Source organism: Streptococcus oralis (assembly GCF_019334565.1).
Classification (GTDB): Bacteria; Bacillota; Bacilli; order Lactobacillales; family Streptococcaceae; genus Streptococcus; species Streptococcus oralis_CR.
In genome coordinates, this window is sequence record NZ_CP079724.1 from 1,131,914 (window position 1) to 1,146,292 (window position 14,379).

A 14,379-nucleotide genomic window follows, 5' to 3' on the forward strand; every position below is an offset into this window, starting at 1 on the left:
ATAAATTCTACTTAGATTCAAGATGTAAAGTTACTTTTCTTTCCTTTGGACAATATTTTAACACCTCAATCTTGTCTGGATGGGTTTTGGAGTTCTTACTGGTTAGATAATTCATGCTGCCACAAGAGGAGCACTTGAGATTGATTTTTACTCGCACTAGATTTCCTTTACTTTTAATAATGATCTAAATTGCACTAAGTTACATAAACAACTGAAAGCTACACAGGCAGCTGTCGCATAAAAGACAACATGGTAGCCCAAATATCCTGCAACTGCGGATCCCGCCATAGGTCCAATCACTCCACCGAGGTAAAAAAAGACTTGGTTGAAGGCGAAAATCCTTGAAATACCTGATTTCGGAGTCATTTTGCTAAGAAGGGCATTAACTCCCGGTATGAGAGCGCCCGTTCCCAGACCAAAGAGAAAACGATACAAGCCAAGTTGAAGGGGGCTGGTTGCATGGGCACAAAGAAGGTAAATGATGACGGAATACATCTGTGCCACTATCAGAAGTCGATGATTCCCTAGCTTATCACCAAGCTTTCCCATCACTCCAGCACTCATCATGCTAGAAAATCCCATGCTGGATACAATCAATCCTGATACAAAGAGGAGATTCTCAGTCTGCCCTAAGTCCCGCACATAGAGAGCCAGAATGGGGCCAATTGATTGAGCTGAAAATTGAATGACAAAGCTCGTCAAAAATAGGTTTACTAAGAGCCTAGGATACTTGAAAGCAGAAAATACTTCTTTCGTTGGGATAGCCTTCTCCTTAGCCACTGGCTGAAAATCTTCCTTGATAAAGAAAATGGTTAGGATTGCAGCTAAAAATAAGAAAGCGCCTACCAATAAAAAAACATTACGAATGCCAAAAATTTCAGCAATAAAGCCTCCAACAAAGGGACCCGTCAGTGTTCCCGCAACTACACCTGTAGATAGAGTCCCCAGAGCCGCTCCAGACTTATCTTTAGGTACCTGACTAGCAATCAAGGCTGTTGCATTGGGGACAAAACCAGTAAATACACCATTGAGCAAGCGCAAAAAGAGTAGCCAATAGATATTTGGCACGAAGGCCAAACCTCCCATAGTGATGGTCATGGCAAGCCCAGCTCGAATCATCATGGGCTTTCGACCGTACTTGTCAGCAAGAATACCCCAGATAGGAGAAACTAGAGCTGCTGAAACAGCCGAAACTGAGATGGCTAATCCAGCATAAAAAGCAACTTGCTCTCCTTCAATTCCCAACTGCTCCACAAAGATAGGCATGAAAGGAACGACCAAGGAAATGCTGGCGCCCGTTAGAAAACTACCGAACCAGGCGACACGAAGATTCTCTTTCCAACTAATCTCTTGCACAGCTATCGCCTCCTTCAAGTAACTTCACTACTTGAGTCACAAGCTGATCACGACTGCCATTGTTGTCTAGAACATGACTGGCAAAATCTTTCTTTTTCTCTAAAGACCATTGGGCGGCCAAACGGGACTCTGCTACTTCCTTAGAAAGATGATCCCGTTTCATGAAACGTTCCACCTGAACATCTCGGTCCACATAGACCAGCCACGTCTCATCAAACCAGTTGGCATATCCCTGTTCAAAAAGCAGGGGAATATCCATGAAAAAAATTGCTTCTGTCCGGGCTAACTGGTCTCGCAATGCTGCCAGTTCCTCACGAATAATCTCTCCTTGGGTTCGCTTAGACCATTCCCGCTCTTCAGGATTTGAAAATATGAGACTAGCTAGGAGAGGACGATTGAGTTCTCCATTTTCTAAGATAATTTTCTGACCAAAATGCTGGACTAAGACCTGATAAAGACGTCCACCAGGTTTTTGTAGCTGATGGACGACTGCGTCAGCATCCACCACTTGAAAGCCTTTTTCTCTTAGAAAATTTGTCACAGTTGACTTACCAGAGGCAATTCCTCCTGTGATTCCGATAATTTTTCCCATCAGCCTCTCCTTTGACACTGAGGACAAAAATGAGTTCCTCGTCCACCGAGCTGGAATTTCTCAATGATGGTGCCACAGCGTGAACATGCTTGACCAGTCTTATCATAGACCTGATGAAAATCCTGCATGGTTCCATCTTCCCCAAAGGCATTGGTATAGGTTCGAATAGTTGAGCCCCCGTTTTCAACAGCCTGACCCAAAACAGCAATGGTCTGGTTATGAATAGCTGTCGCTTCTTCTGCTGTCAAAGTTTGGGAATGTCTTGCTGGATGGACCTGAGCTCGCCAGAGAACCTCATCCACATAGATATTGCCAAGACCAGCTACCAAGGTTTGTTCTAGAAGGTGGGATTTGATAGGCTTTTTAGATTTGGCTAGGGCAGCTTGAAAGACCTGCAAATCAAAGTCCTGCTCTCTTGGTTCAGGACCTAGTTTCTTAGAAATAAAGTAGGTATCCAAAAGGTCAGGCGCCATCAGTTCCATGGTACCAAACTTGCGTACATCTTCATAAACTAGCGTGCCTCCATCTTCAAACTGGAAGAAGACATGGGCGTGATTGCGTTCAGGAATCTGGTCTGGATAGTAAAAATACTTGCCCTCCATCCGCAAATGGGAAATCAGGACCTTGTCTGTCAGGTAGAAAAGCAGATACTTGCCACGGCGTCCCATGGACTCAATTACTTGGCCAGGCACTTCCTTTTGAAACTCGTCCAAATCTGTCTTGATCATCTTAGGATAACGAACCTCTATACTCGAAATTTTCTTTCCCAAAATTAATTTCTCTAAGCCACGACGAACGGTTTCGACCTCAGGTAATTCAGGCATAAATCCTCCTTCTGTAAAAACAAGAAGCAGGCATGAGCCCACCTCTACTTAGTATTCTTTTTCATTATAGCCAAAGTCAGCCAAATCTAGCTTTTTATCACGCCAGTTTTTCTTGACCTTGACCCAAGTTTCTAGGAAAACCTTGTCCCCTAGCATGAGTTCGATATCACGACGGGCCATGGTCCCTATTTTTTTGAGCATAGCGCCACCTTTTCCGATGATAATGCCTTTTTGGCTATCACGCTCCACCATGATGGTTGCACGGATATGAACCTTGTCTGTCTCTTCATCACGCTTCATGGAGTCAACTACCACTGCAACTGAGTGAGGAATCTCTTCTCGAGTTAGGTGCAAGACTTTCTCACGAATCATCTCAGAAACCAAGAAACGCTCAGGATGATCTGTGATTTGATCAGCTGGGAAATACTGGAAACCTTCCTCTAGATTTTCACTCAAAATATCGATTAGTCGAGAAACGTTATTTCCCTGAAGGGCTGAGATTGGAACAATTTCCTTAAAGTCCATCTGGTTACGGAAGTCATCAATCTGAGACAAAAGCTGGTCTGGATGAACCTTGTCAATCTTATTCATCACCAGAATTACAGGAACCTTGGTAGCTTTCAGACGCTCGATAATCATGTCGTCGCCCTTACCACGTGGCTCATCAGCTGGCACCATGAATAGAACAGTATCCACTTCACGAAGAGTACTGTAGGCAGATTCCACCATGAAATCGCCAAGGGCTGTTTTAGGCTTGTGAATCCCTGGTGTGTCAATAAAGACGATTTGCTCCTTATCCGTGGTGTAAATCCCCATGATTTTATTGCGCGTTGTTTGCGCTTTGTCACTCATAATGGCAATCTTTTGCCCCATGACGTGATTTAAAAAGGTTGACTTCCCAACATTGGGACGCCCTAAAATGGCTACAAAGCCTGATTTAAATGTCATAATTTCCTCTTATAGTTTAGAATAGTATATCCCAAATGCGTGGGATAAAGATAAGTGCACCTGTCACTGCAGCAAAAAGAGAGACAACTAGCACGGCTCCTGCTGCCATGTCCTTGGCTTTCTTTGCCAACATAGAAAAGTGATAGTGACTGGCTAGATCCACCACATTTTCAATAGCAGAGTTAATAATCTCAAAGGCTACTACCAAGAAAATGCTCATTAGGAGAAAGAGCCATTCAATTCGTGACACCTGAAAAACAAAACCTGCAAGGATGACTACTAGAGCCGTCACTGCATGTTTTCGCATATTGCGTTCTTCCTTGAAAGCAGTCAGAATTCCTGTAAGGGCAAATTCTAAACTGGATACCAGGTCACGATTTTTCCATTTTCGTTTATTGTCTTGTGAGTCCATAGGCTGTTAATATTTCTTCTTGTAAACCGAACATCTCCGCTTCTTCTTCCGGAGTGTAGTGATCATAGCCGTTGATATGTAAAAAGCCGTGTACTGCCAAGAAGCCCATTTCACGCTCAAAGCTGTGACCGTATTCCTCAGCCTGCTCATGAGCCTTATCGATAGAGATGAACAATTCCCCAATATAGGCATCAAACTCAGACATCATCTCTGCTAATTCAGGATTTTCAAGCAAATCCTCTTCGTCAAAGGCAATTTCCAACTCTGGCTTATATTCAAGGCTGATAACATCTGTCGGACGGTCCGTGTCACGATACTCCAGATTGAGTTCATGGCTACGCTCGTTGGTCACAAAAGTGACTGCCATCTCCTTGTCTTCTTTTCCTATTTTTTTGGCTGCAAATTCCAAAATTTCTTGGGTTTGTTGCAAGATTTCTTGTGAAACTTGACCAGTTTCATCTACCATTTCAATATACATGTACTTCTCGATTCTCTTTACTTGGCTTTATTATACCATATTTCCATGATTTTATTCTACCTTTTTGATATAATACTATGGAATACAATCACAAGGAGAGAACGATGTCATTTGACGGATTTTTTTTACATCACATGGTTGAGGAATTGAAAAGCGAGTTAGTCAATGGTCGCATCCAGAAAATCAATCAACCTTTTGAACAAGAGTTGGTCTTGCAAATCCGCAGCAATCGCCAAAGCCATCGCCTGCTCCTTTCTGCCCATCCCGTTTTTGGTCGCATCCAGCTGACCCAAACAACCTTTGAAAATCCAGCCCAACCTTCGACTTTTATCATGGTTTTGAGAAAGTATTTGCAGGGTGCTCTGATTGAGTCGATTGAGCAAGTCGAAAATGACCGTATCGTGGAAATTACCGTTTCTAATAAAAACGAGATTGGAGACCATATCCAGGCTACCTTGATTATCGAAATCATGGGTAAACACAGCAATATTCTCCTCGTGGATAAAAGTAGCCATAAAATCCTCGAAGTCATCAAACACGTCGGCTTTTCACAAAATAGCTACCGCACCTTACTTCCCGGATCGACCTATATCGCTCCGCCAAGCACCGAGTCTCTCAATCCTTTTACTGTCAAGGATGAAAAGCTCTTTGAAATCTTGCAAACACAGGAACTAACAGCAAAAAATCTTCAAAGTCTCTTTCAAGGTCTGGGACGTGATACGGCAAATGAATTGGAAAACATTCTTGTCAGTGATAAACTGTCTACTTTCCGAAACTTCTTCGGGCAAGAAACCAAGCCTTTCCTAACGGAGACTTCTTTCAGCCCAGTTCCTTTTGCGAATCGTGTAGGAGAGCCTTTTGCCAGCCTTTCGGATCTCTTAGATACCTATTATAAGGATAAAGCTGAGCGCGACCGCGTCAAACAGCAAGCCAGTGAGCTCATTCGTCGTGTTGAAAATGAACTTCAGAAAAATCGACATAAGCTTAAAAAACAAGAAAAAGAGTTACTAGCGACAGACAATGCTGAGGAATTTCGCCAAAAAGGGGAATTGTTGACAACCTTCCTTCATCAAGTACCTAATGACCAAGACCAGGTTATCCTAGACAACTACTACACCAATCAGCCTATCACCATTGCGCTTGATAAGGCCTTGACTCCCAGCCAGAATGCTCAACGCTATTTTAAGCGTTACCAGAAACTCAAAGAAGCTGTCAAATACCTTACTGATCTGATTGAGGAAACCAAGGCAACCATTCTTTATCTAGAAAGTGTGGAGACTGTGCTCAACCAAGCTGGACTAGAAGAAATCGCTGAAATACGTGAAGAATTGATTCAAACTGGCTTCATCAGAAGACGCCAACGCGAGAAAATTCAGAAACGCAAAAAACCAGAACAGTATCTGGCGAGCGATGGCAAAACCATTATCTATGTCGGTCGAAACAACCTTCAAAATGAGGAATTGACCTTTAAAATGGCCCGCAAGGAGGAACTCTGGTTCCATGCCAAGGACATTCCTGGAAGTCATGTCGTCATCTCAGGAAATCTCAATCCTTCTGACGAAGTCAAGACAGATGCAGCCGAACTAGCTGCCTACTTCTCCAAAGGGCGTTTGTCAAATCTCGTGCAAGTGGATATGATTGAAGTCAAGAAACTCAACAAACCAACAGGAGGAAAACCCGGATTTGTAACCTACACAGGACAAAAGACCCTCCGTGTCACACCAGATCCAGAAAAAATCGCATCTATGAAAAAATCCTGATTCCACTTGAAATCAGGATTTTCGTTTACAATTTACTCTGCAATCAAGGTTTCCAAACCAACCTTCATCATATCGGTGAAGGTATTTTGGCGTTCTTCTGCCGTAGTGTCTTCATCTGGATTGACCAAGCTATCAGAAATGGTCATGATAGCAAGTGCATCGACGTGGTGTTGGGCAGCAAGATAGTAAAGAGCTGCTGCTTCCATTTCCACAGCCTTGACTCCCCATTTACCAAGCTCGATGTTCTTTTTAAAGTAGTTTGAGTAAAAGACATCTGATGACAAAACGTTCCCAACGTGGGTGGTCATACCTAGTTCTTTGGCGATATGGTAGGCCTTGTCTAGCAAGTCAAAACTAGCGATTTGTGGGAAATCATACTGTGGCCAGTCGTTGCGGATGATGTTTGAGTTGGTTGCAGCTGCTTGCGCCAAAACCAATTCACGGACATGAACATCCTCGTTTAACGAACCCGCAGTTCCCACACGGATCAATTTCTTTACACCGTAGTCCACAATCAACTCACGCGCATAAATCGAAATGGATGGCATCCCCATCCCAGTTCCCATGACCGATACACGGTGACCCTTGTAAGTACCAGTGTAACCAAACATGTTACGCACTTCGTTAAAACAAACAGCATCTTCAAGGAAGTTTTCCGCAATAAATTTCGCACGAAGAGGATCCCCAGGAAGAAGAATTTTATCAGCAATTTCACCCTGCTGAGCAGCAATATGGATAGACATAGTTTATGATACAAAGAGCGAGAAGAAAACGACTGAAAATTAGGAATTTGACGAGAAATCCTGATTTCTCAGTCAGATTATCTATTTTCCGAGTTTTCCGCTAGTGTTCAAATTAGAACACTTCGCTCTACCTTTCTTTTTGTATATTTAGGATAGCTACAGAGAACAAAGGAAAAATAGGAAACTGACGACACATCGCAGATGTTAGACAGTTTATCTTTTTTACACAGTTCTCCGCCCGTATTCAGTTCAACAAATACGGTTTACCCATCCTTTCTTTTATTGTTATGAAAGATTTTCCGCTCGTGTTCAAATCAGAACACTTCACTCTACCTTTCTATGATAAGTATTCATTACAATTCAGCAAGAATCGCTTTAAGCAAGCCTTTGAAGTCACCTTTAACACGTTCAGTCACTTCTACAACTTCTTCGTGGTTGAGTTCTTCTTGGAAACCAGCAGCATGGTTAGTAATACATGAAATACCGAGAACTTTCAAACCTGAGTGAGCTGCAACAATAACTTCAGGAACAGTAGACATACCAACTGCATCTGCTCCCAATGTCTTATAGGCACGAATCTCTGCTGGGGTTTCATATGTCGGACCTGTTACACCAATATAGACACCTTCATCAAGCTTGATATCAAGTTTTTTAGCCACTTCATGGGCAGTAGCACGATATTCTGGAGTGTAGGCTTTAGACATATCTGGGAAACGTGGACCAAAATCATCCAAGTTTTCACCCATCAATGGGTTTTGCCCCGTCATATTGATATGGTCTGAGATAGCCATCAAGGTACCAGGACCGTAGCCGATACCTCCTGCAGCATTGGTTACAATGACACCTTCGCATCCAAGAACTTTCATAACACGAACTGGGAAAGTCACGACTTCAAGAGGATTTCCTTCGTAGAAATGGAAACGACCTTGAAGGGCCAAGACCTTGCGACCTGCAAGTTCTCCATATACCAATTTACCAGCGTGACCGACTACTGTCGAACGGCCCCAGTTTGGAATATCTGTATAGTCTACTACAACTGGATTTTCGATTTCTTCTGCCAATTCTCCCAGACCTGATCCAAGGATTAGACCGAACTCAGGCGCTAGGATTCCCTTGTCTTTCAGGAAGGCAGCTGTTTCATTGATTTTATCTAAAAATGTCATTGTGTCTCCTTTATTATTTTTTTATCATTTGACCGATTTTGTCAAAAGTTTTAGCATTACGAATGGTGATTTGGCGGTAGAAAGGCATCTTGAGTAAGTATTTGTGATAGGCAGTTGCATAGTAGGATTCCTCAGAGAATTTCCCCCAGAAAATTCCAAGTCTTCCAAAATGAACGACTTCATCTTCCAGTTCCAAACTGTTCACTTTCTCGATGACTTGAGCCACATCCAATCCCTCCGTGTAGAAGAGGACATCTCTTCGTGCCAAATCTTTGGTCCACCATTCAGGCAGATTTTCAAGTTCCGCTTCAAAGTCCTCAAGACTCAACAAAGAAAAGCTCTGAATAAATGGATAATGGATTTCAAAGAAAGCCTCTAACTTTTCAACCAATCGGGCTTTGGGGTCTGTCGAAGTAAAGAAAATATTGCCACTGTTGATGTAGGTCTCAACCTTTTCCAGTCCCAACTCTGTCAGTTCTTGACGAAGTTGCGCCATGACAACCTTATTTTTCCCACCGACATTAATTCCCCGAACAAGTAAAGCATATCGCGTCATCTTATACCAATTTATCTAAGAAACTTTCCCCAATCATGGCAGTTTCAACACCAAAGTTATCCGCAACTGTCGCTGAGATATCTGCAAAATGTCCGACAGGAATGAGACCATTTCCTTTAAAGGAAGGGCTATAGGCCAACAATGGAATATATTCACGAGTGTGGTCTGTTCCTGCATAGGTTGGGTCATTTCCATGGTCCGCAGTAATCAAGAGAAGGTCGTTCTCTCTCATGGCTGCGATAATTTCAGGCAAGCGTTCATCGAACTCATGCAAGCAATCACGGTAACCATGAGCATTGCGGCGGTGGCCGTAAAGGGCATCAAAGTCAACTAAGTTTGTGAAGGAGAATCCTTTTTCAAACTCAGCAAGTCCCATAGTCTTCAATAGTGTATCAATTCCGTGGCTGTTTGACTTGTTGTGGCCCATGTCATGATTGATACCAGCTCCGTTAAAGATATCGTTGATTTTTCCAACAGCGTAAGTATCGATTCCAGCTTCGTTCAATTTATCCAAAACAGTCGGTGCAAATGGAGATACTGCCAAGTCACGACGATTTGCTGTACGAGTGAAGTTACCTGGCTCACCCACATAAGGACGAGCAATGATACGACCTAGAAGAGCAGGGCGCTCAAGAGTAATCGAACGAGCATATTCACAGATACGGTAGAGTTCATCCAAAGGAATGATGTCTTCGTGGGCAGCAATTTGCAAAACAGGGTCAGCTGAAGTATAGATAATCAACTCCCCAGTTTCCATTTGACGTGGCCCAAAATCGTCAATAACAGCTGTTCCTGAGTAAGGTTTGTTGGCTTCACGAATGACCTTACGTCCTGAAAATTCTTCGATCTTTGTTAAGATTTCTTCTGGGAATCCGTTCCAGAAAGTATCGAAAGGCTCGGTAATATTGAGTCCCATGATTTCCCAGTGTCCAGTCATGGTATCCTTACCAAGGGAAACTTCTTCCAATTTTGTTGCATAACCTGTTGGGTTGTTTTCAGCTGGTACAGTCTTCAGAGGCGTTTCACGAGGAATATTTCCTAGACCGATTTTAGCCATGTTTGGCACATTCAAACCAACAGCTTTTGAGATATGTCCCAGTGTGTCGGAAGCTCCATCTGGAACTCCTGCATTGACAAAGTTATTGGCATCTGGTGCAGCACCGATTCCTACAGAATCCAGTACCACCAAGTGAATACGATTAAATTTTGACATAGTGTATCTCCTTATTATGTTGATTAGTTTGCTTTTGTTGAAGTTAAAATCTGAACCCCGTCTCGTCCAGCAACGATGACCTTATCCACCATTTGGTTGAACAAGCCATGCTCAACGACACCAACGACATGATCCAATTCTTGTCCGAAAGTAATCGGATCTTCAATGACATCCAAGGCTAGATCAATGATAAAGTTCTGCATATCGGTCACAAAACGTTGGCCGTCTTTTTCACGGAAACTTGGTTTGTAGCCAGCTCGCTCAAACCGACGAAAGACCTGTTCTGCACCATACTGAACCACTTCTACAGGCAATTTAAAAGCACCTAGTTTCTCTACCAGTTTGCTTTCGTCAACCACCCAGATGTATTCTTTTGAGGGCGTTGCGACAACCTTCTCCATGAGAAGGGCACCACCACCGCCTTTGATCCCGTTGAACTGGCTATCTACTTCATCCGCCCCGTCAACTGTCACATCGACAAAGTCTACTTGATCAATCGACTTGAGTGGGATGTTTAGTCCTTCAGCCTGTTTACTGGTCACACTGGAAGTTGTCACAGCAGTAATCTGCAAACCTTCTTCCTTGATCCGACGACCTACTTCTTCTACGAAATAGTAGGCAGTTGATCCAGTACCGAGTCCAACAACCATACCATCCTTGACAAACTCAGCAGCCTTGATACCTGCCATCTTTTTCAGATTCTCCACTTAAACACCTCCATTAAAGAGCTACTTTTATTATAACATGTATCCGTTTTTATTTCATGAATACACTTGAAAAACCCGAACATTTTTATTTCGGGTTTTGGTGTCCTATTTAACCATATCAGGATCGTAATCATAGAATCCTGTGTCGAGGAAACGGTTTTTAGGGTGTAACTTGCGCACTTCCTCATCTAACAAGAAAGCTTGGTCATGGCTGAAATTCCCCTCTTGGATCAAGCCACGCGCTTGAATAAAGAGTTTAGCAATCTCAACAAAGTTCTGACCTGGTGTGTAAAGCCCTTCGAGTTTCCAGTGAGTAAAGCCATGCTCCACTAGTTCTGTCAATTTGGTCATCAAATCAAGGTCGTTATTTGCAAAGATGTGGGTACCATGATTATCTTCAAAGATAGAATAATGGCTTTCTGGGTCACTCGGTTCTGCCAAGAAGAGGTCACGTTTGCGTGTCTTTTCATCATCGATATGTGTAAAGTTATAGTAGTTTTGCAAGAGCGGGCGCTTAGAATGGTGGATGACACTAGCTCCGTAAACCAACACTTCAGCAGGAATTTCCAAAATCTCGGGCATCTTGAAGAGCTCGGCAGATGGAATTTCACGCGCCAAAACCGCCTCAGAGGCCCCTGCCTTTTGACCCCAGAAGTTAATCTGACGACTGCTTGTTACCATGGTTGAAGCATCATAAATGGTCTTAAAGGAATAACCATCACGGTTGACCACGTAAAAGACACCTGCATCCCCAACAGTGATATAGTCTGTCTTGATTTCTTCCAAGAAGTCTAGGAAAGGCTTGATACGGTCCATCATATCTTGGTGCATGAGGGCATTAACTGCGACAATCAATTCTTTGCCTGCTTCATGAACCAACTTAGCGATGGTGCGTAAGTCTTCATAACTAAAAGTTGTTGGCAGACGAAGACCAAAATCTTTCTCACCGACATAGATACGATCTACGCCAGCTTCGAGTAACTGTTCAACTTGTTCAATACTTTCAGCAGTTGCTGTAATGATAATCTTTTCCATAAGAAAAATTATACCACAATTCTCAAAAATCAGCTATGGGTACTGAGAGTTTCATAAAAAGTTAAACTTATTTCTATCTTTCCCAATCAAAAAGTGAACAGTAACTTGTACCATTCACTCTATTTTATACATGTGTTTCTTCAACTAGGTGGCCATCATTCATGACATAAATTCGATCAACCTTATCAAGAAGACGAGTATCATGCGTAATCATAACAACTCCTCTACCTTGTTCATGAGCAATGGCAGCCAACATCTCCGTTACTTGGTAAGCACGCTCGGTGTCTAGACTGGCTGTCGGCTCATCTGCAAGCACAATGCTTGGATTGTTATAGAGCGCTCTAGCAATCGCAGCACGTTGACGTTCGCCACCTGATAAAGCCTTGGGATACTGATATTGTACTTTTTCCAAATCCAACAGGTCAAAAAGCTCTTTTCGATCACTTTTACTATTTTTTCCCTTATCCAGTCTGTCAATCAAATCCAGCTGTTCCTTGACCGTTAGAAAAGGAATTAAGTTTGAAGCCTGAAGAATGAAGCCAAACTCTCTAAAACGGAGATCTGTTTTTTCCTTCTCCGTCAAACTGCCTGTTTCCTTCCCTTTGACTAGAATCTTTCCACTCGATGCTTCCTGTAGTTGTCCTAGAGTTGTTAGAAAGGTCGTCTTTCCGGAACCTGAAGGTCCAACGATAGCTACGAACTCTCCTGCATTTAGCTGAAAATTCGTCTCATGCAGGGCTACGACTTTCATCTTTCCTTCCCCGTAAGTTTTTGTCACTTGATTCATTTCTATCAATGTTGTCATACTATTCTCCTTATCACTCTGCAATCGCAGTAATCGGGTCCACCTTTAGCAAGCGTGGAAGTGAAATGACACCACCTAGAAGGGCCATCAAGGAAATTACCAAACTTAGGACAGAGTAGGCTATCCAACTTGGATAGAAAAAGAAGGTAGCTGGTAAGACTAAAATCACTCCTCCGATTGCCAGCAAGGCTAACGCAATCCCCATACCAGCTAGGAGGAAGATTTGACAGAACAGAGACCATACAATGGTTTTGATCTGTATCCCCTGAGCCCGCATTATTCCATAAAGACCTAGTTTTTGGATGGTAATGATATAAACAAAAATTCCCACAATCAAGCCTGTGATAACAATCATAGCAAGAATCATTCCTGAAAATACATTCACCTGAGGTGTGTAACCAGGAATTTTCGATATCATTTTTGGAATGGAAATCTGTTTCAGTCCATTCCCGACCACTTCTATGTTATTTTTCAATACCAAGGCAGAGATGGAACGATTGGCTTTCAAGGTTCCTTGTAAGGTCCAATAAGTTGTCAGACTCGTAAAAACAACAGGCTCGGTGAAAAATTTATTTCCTTGAGTCAGGCCTACAATCTTGTAACTTGCCTCGCTTCCATTGAGCTGAATGGCATCACCTAGCTTCATCCCATAGTTCTCAAAAGACTGATCCACGACAACCTCATCATCTCTTTCAGGATAACGTCCCTCCGTCAAACTAGGAGAGATAAAAGAGTCCCAGTCTTGAGCAAAAATGGAAACATTGACCTTTTCACTACCATCGACTAGATTGGTTACAGCGAACATATAGCCCAATGGAGCGGCCTCTTCAGAACTCTTATCCTTGTAGTCCTTTTCAGGGATAAAGGATGCCGTCAAATTATCATTTGCGTAGTCGGATAAAACGACACCCGTCGCTTGCCAATTATCAATAGCTGCTCGGTTGTTTCGCACAAGACCGAGAGCTAGACTGGTCATAAAAAAGACCATAAAAGCGATAAGAAAAATGGTAGTTAGAATCAAACTATATCGAAGTTTATTTCGTAATATCTCTTTGATAGCAAGATACATGCTTATCTCCTTTTACTTTTCCCAGAGGTAGCAAGAATGCCACCCAGTCCAATAGACAGAATCTCTGTCCTTCCATCCATTCAAAACAACTCCTACCTATACTTTTTAAAATAAATCAGGTATCAACTTAACAAATCATCTTAGGAAAAAGCCTCAGCTTGCTATCAATTTATATAAGTTATCCTTTCCTTTCTCAGTATATTTATAAAAGAGAAGGTCAGGTCATCTGTTTTAAGTGTAACATCCATGCTATCATTTTCCCTAGTGGGTGTCAAGAAGAGAGACTTAGAAGTTGATAAGAGACTTTAGTAGTTTTGTAACAATTCTGTAATAATTCTCTGCATAAAAAATGATAAAATAGTTATGTACTGTTAAGGAGAGAATCATGTCCGCAAGAAAACTAGAAGCTTATGAGTTTGAACAAGCTCCCGAATCAAAACAAACTCCGCTTTACCAAGACTACACACCAGAAGCCCCAGTTGGCCCTAACCTAAAAGAGATTTTATTTTTTGTAAATATCGCTTGTTTCTGTATTTTTATGGCACTTTTTAGTTTTATCTTTTTAGCTATAAAATTAAATACAGCTTTATCCTTTATCGCTGCAATGGGTCTTAGTTTCGCCCTTTTACAACTTCAACGAAAGATAATGAAACGAAAATTTTCAAAATAAAGGTTGGTACTACTACCAGCCTCTTTTCTAGTTATCAAAAAAGACAGT

At 42.3% G+C, this 14,379-nt stretch carries 16 protein-coding genes and 1 pseudogene; 2 read left to right on the top strand and 15 right to left on the bottom strand.

The window, feature by feature from the left end:
• Positions 1 to 7 precede the first annotated feature (7 nt).
• Genes rpmG through ybeY form a run of 7 tightly spaced genes read right to left on the bottom strand, consistent with a single transcriptional unit; the run spans position 8 to position 4,610 of the window.
• The gene (gene rpmG / locus KX728_RS05590) at positions 8 to 157 is read right to left on the bottom strand and encodes a 50S ribosomal protein L33 (RefSeq protein ID WP_007519517.1); all 150 of its coding nucleotides are present in this window, start codon (positions 155 to 157) and stop codon (positions 8 to 10) included.
• Entirely contained in the window at positions 157 to 1,356 is a 1,200-nt protein-coding gene (gene pmrA, locus KX728_RS05595) for a multidrug efflux MFS transporter PmrA (RefSeq protein ID WP_215804596.1), read from the bottom strand. Before pmrA ends, rpmG begins: the two co-directional genes overlap by 1 nt.
• Entirely contained in the window at positions 1,343 to 1,948 is a 606-nt protein-coding gene (gene coaE, locus KX728_RS05600; protein WP_215804595.1) for a dephospho-CoA kinase, read from the bottom strand. Before coaE ends, pmrA begins: the two co-directional genes overlap by 14 nt.
• Positions 1,948 to 2,772 carry a DNA-formamidopyrimidine glycosylase gene (mutM, locus tag KX728_RS05605; RefSeq protein ID WP_215804594.1) on the bottom strand — a complete coding sequence of 275 codons (825 nt, stop codon included), beginning with the start codon at positions 2,770 to 2,772 and terminating at the stop codon, positions 1,948 to 1,950. Before mutM ends, coaE begins: the two co-directional genes overlap by 1 nt.
• A gap of 48 nt (positions 2,773 to 2,820) precedes the next feature.
• Positions 2,821 to 3,720, bottom strand: coding sequence for a GTPase Era (gene era, locus KX728_RS05610; RefSeq protein ID WP_215804593.1), 900 nt, complete (start codon positions 3,718 to 3,720; stop codon positions 2,821 to 2,823).
• A 16-nt stretch (positions 3,721 to 3,736) separates the two neighbouring features.
• Positions 3,737 to 4,132, bottom strand: a complete 396-nt coding sequence (locus KX728_RS05615; protein WP_000378180.1) for a diacylglycerol kinase family protein — start codon at positions 4,130 to 4,132, stop codon at positions 3,737 to 3,739.
• Positions 4,113 to 4,610: an rRNA maturation RNase YbeY gene (ybeY, locus tag KX728_RS05620; protein WP_215804592.1), complete on the bottom strand. Its 498-nt coding sequence runs from the start codon at positions 4,608 to 4,610 to the stop codon at positions 4,113 to 4,115. The genes KX728_RS05615 and ybeY overlap by 20 nt, the downstream gene beginning before the upstream one ends.
• A gap of 104 nt (positions 4,611 to 4,714) precedes the next feature.
• On the opposite strand from ybeY, the gene pavA reads away from it, so the two are divergent.
• On the top strand, positions 4,715 to 6,370 hold the full coding sequence (pavA, locus tag KX728_RS05625; RefSeq protein ID WP_215804591.1) for an Rqc2 family fibronectin-binding protein PavA: 1,656 nt from the start codon (positions 4,715 to 4,717) through the stop codon (positions 6,368 to 6,370).
• 32 nt (positions 6,371 to 6,402) lie between these two features.
• Here pavA and deoD read toward each other — a convergent pair whose 3' ends face one another.
• From deoD to KX728_RS05665, 8 genes and pseudogenes are all read right to left on the bottom strand, one after another.
• Positions 6,403 to 7,113 carry a purine-nucleoside phosphorylase gene (deoD, locus tag KX728_RS05630; RefSeq protein ID WP_000022092.1) on the bottom strand — a complete coding sequence of 237 codons (711 nt, stop codon included), beginning with the start codon at positions 7,111 to 7,113 and terminating at the stop codon, positions 6,403 to 6,405.
• Between the two features lie 353 nt (positions 7,114 to 7,466).
• Entirely contained in the window at positions 7,467 to 8,276 is an 810-nt protein-coding gene (locus KX728_RS05635) for a purine-nucleoside phosphorylase (RefSeq protein WP_042902367.1), read from the bottom strand.
• Positions 8,277 to 8,832, bottom strand: a pseudogene (locus KX728_RS05640) (DUF1697 domain-containing protein); the annotation flags it as partial.
• Position 8,833: 1 nt separating this feature from the next.
• Positions 8,834 to 10,045: a phosphopentomutase gene (locus tag KX728_RS05645; protein WP_042902369.1), complete on the bottom strand. Its 1,212-nt coding sequence runs from the start codon at positions 10,043 to 10,045 to the stop codon at positions 8,834 to 8,836.
• Positions 10,046 to 10,068: 23 nt separating this feature from the next.
• Positions 10,069 to 10,752, bottom strand: a complete 684-nt coding sequence (gene rpiA, locus KX728_RS05650; protein ID WP_061852182.1) for a ribose-5-phosphate isomerase RpiA — start codon at positions 10,750 to 10,752, stop codon at positions 10,069 to 10,071.
• Positions 10,753 to 10,857: 105 nt separating this feature from the next.
• Positions 10,858 to 11,787 carry a peptidase U32 family protein gene (locus KX728_RS05655; RefSeq protein ID WP_084851842.1) on the bottom strand — a complete coding sequence of 310 codons (930 nt, stop codon included), beginning with the start codon at positions 11,785 to 11,787 and terminating at the stop codon, positions 10,858 to 10,860.
• A gap of 124 nt (positions 11,788 to 11,911) precedes the next feature.
• Entirely contained in the window at positions 11,912 to 12,592 is a 681-nt protein-coding gene (locus KX728_RS05660; RefSeq protein WP_215804590.1) for an ABC transporter ATP-binding protein, read from the bottom strand.
• A 13-nt stretch (positions 12,593 to 12,605) separates the two neighbouring features.
• Positions 12,606 to 13,661, bottom strand: coding sequence for an ABC transporter permease (locus tag KX728_RS05665; protein ID WP_215804589.1), 1,056 nt, complete (start codon positions 13,659 to 13,661; stop codon positions 12,606 to 12,608).
• Positions 13,662 to 14,046: 385 nt separating this feature from the next.
• Between KX728_RS05665 and KX728_RS05670 the strand changes: the two genes are divergently transcribed.
• On the top strand, positions 14,047 to 14,331 hold the full coding sequence (locus KX728_RS05670; protein ID WP_061414515.1) for a DUF3270 domain-containing protein: 285 nt from the start codon (positions 14,047 to 14,049) through the stop codon (positions 14,329 to 14,331).
• Positions 14,332 to 14,379 lie beyond the last annotated feature (48 nt).

What these genes read in the sequence shown, in the direction of transcription:
- era (WP_215804593.1), bottom strand. Translation starts at nt 3,720, where the DNA reads ATGACATTTAAATCAGGCTTTGTAGCCATTTTAGGGCGTCCCAATGTT.
- KX728_RS05655 (WP_084851842.1), bottom strand. Translation starts at nt 11,787, where the DNA reads ATGGAAAAGATTATCATTACAGCAACTGCTGAAAGTATTGAACAAGTT.
- KX728_RS05635 (WP_042902367.1), bottom strand. Translation starts at nt 8,276, where the DNA reads ATGACATTTTTAGATAAAATCAATGAAACAGCTGCCTTCCTGAAAGAC.
- deoD (WP_000022092.1), bottom strand. Translation starts at nt 7,113, where the DNA reads ATGTCTATCCATATTGCTGCTCAGCAGGGTGAAATTGCTGATAAAATT.
- KX728_RS05665 (WP_215804589.1), bottom strand. Translation starts at nt 13,661, where the DNA reads ATGTATCTTGCTATCAAAGAGATATTACGAAATAAACTTCGATATAGT.
- KX728_RS05670 (WP_061414515.1), top strand. Translation starts at nt 14,047, where the DNA reads ATGTCCGCAAGAAAACTAGAAGCTTATGAGTTTGAACAAGCTCCCGAA.
- ybeY (WP_215804592.1), bottom strand. Translation starts at nt 4,610, where the DNA reads ATGTATATTGAAATGGTAGATGAAACTGGTCAAGTTTCACAAGAAATC.
- KX728_RS05645 (WP_042902369.1), bottom strand. Translation starts at nt 10,045, where the DNA reads ATGTCAAAATTTAATCGTATTCACTTGGTGGTACTGGATTCTGTAGGA.
- KX728_RS05615 (WP_000378180.1), bottom strand. Translation starts at nt 4,132, where the DNA reads ATGGACTCACAAGACAATAAACGAAAATGGAAAAATCGTGACCTGGTA.
- pavA (WP_215804591.1), top strand. Translation starts at nt 4,715, where the DNA reads ATGTCATTTGACGGATTTTTTTTACATCACATGGTTGAGGAATTGAAA.
- mutM (WP_215804594.1), bottom strand. Translation starts at nt 2,772, where the DNA reads ATGCCTGAATTACCTGAGGTCGAAACCGTTCGTCGTGGCTTAGAGAAA.
- coaE (WP_215804595.1), bottom strand. Translation starts at nt 1,948, where the DNA reads ATGGGAAAAATTATCGGAATCACAGGAGGAATTGCCTCTGGTAAGTCA.
- KX728_RS05660 (WP_215804590.1), bottom strand. Translation starts at nt 12,592, where the DNA reads ATGACAACATTGATAGAAATGAATCAAGTGACAAAAACTTACGGGGAA.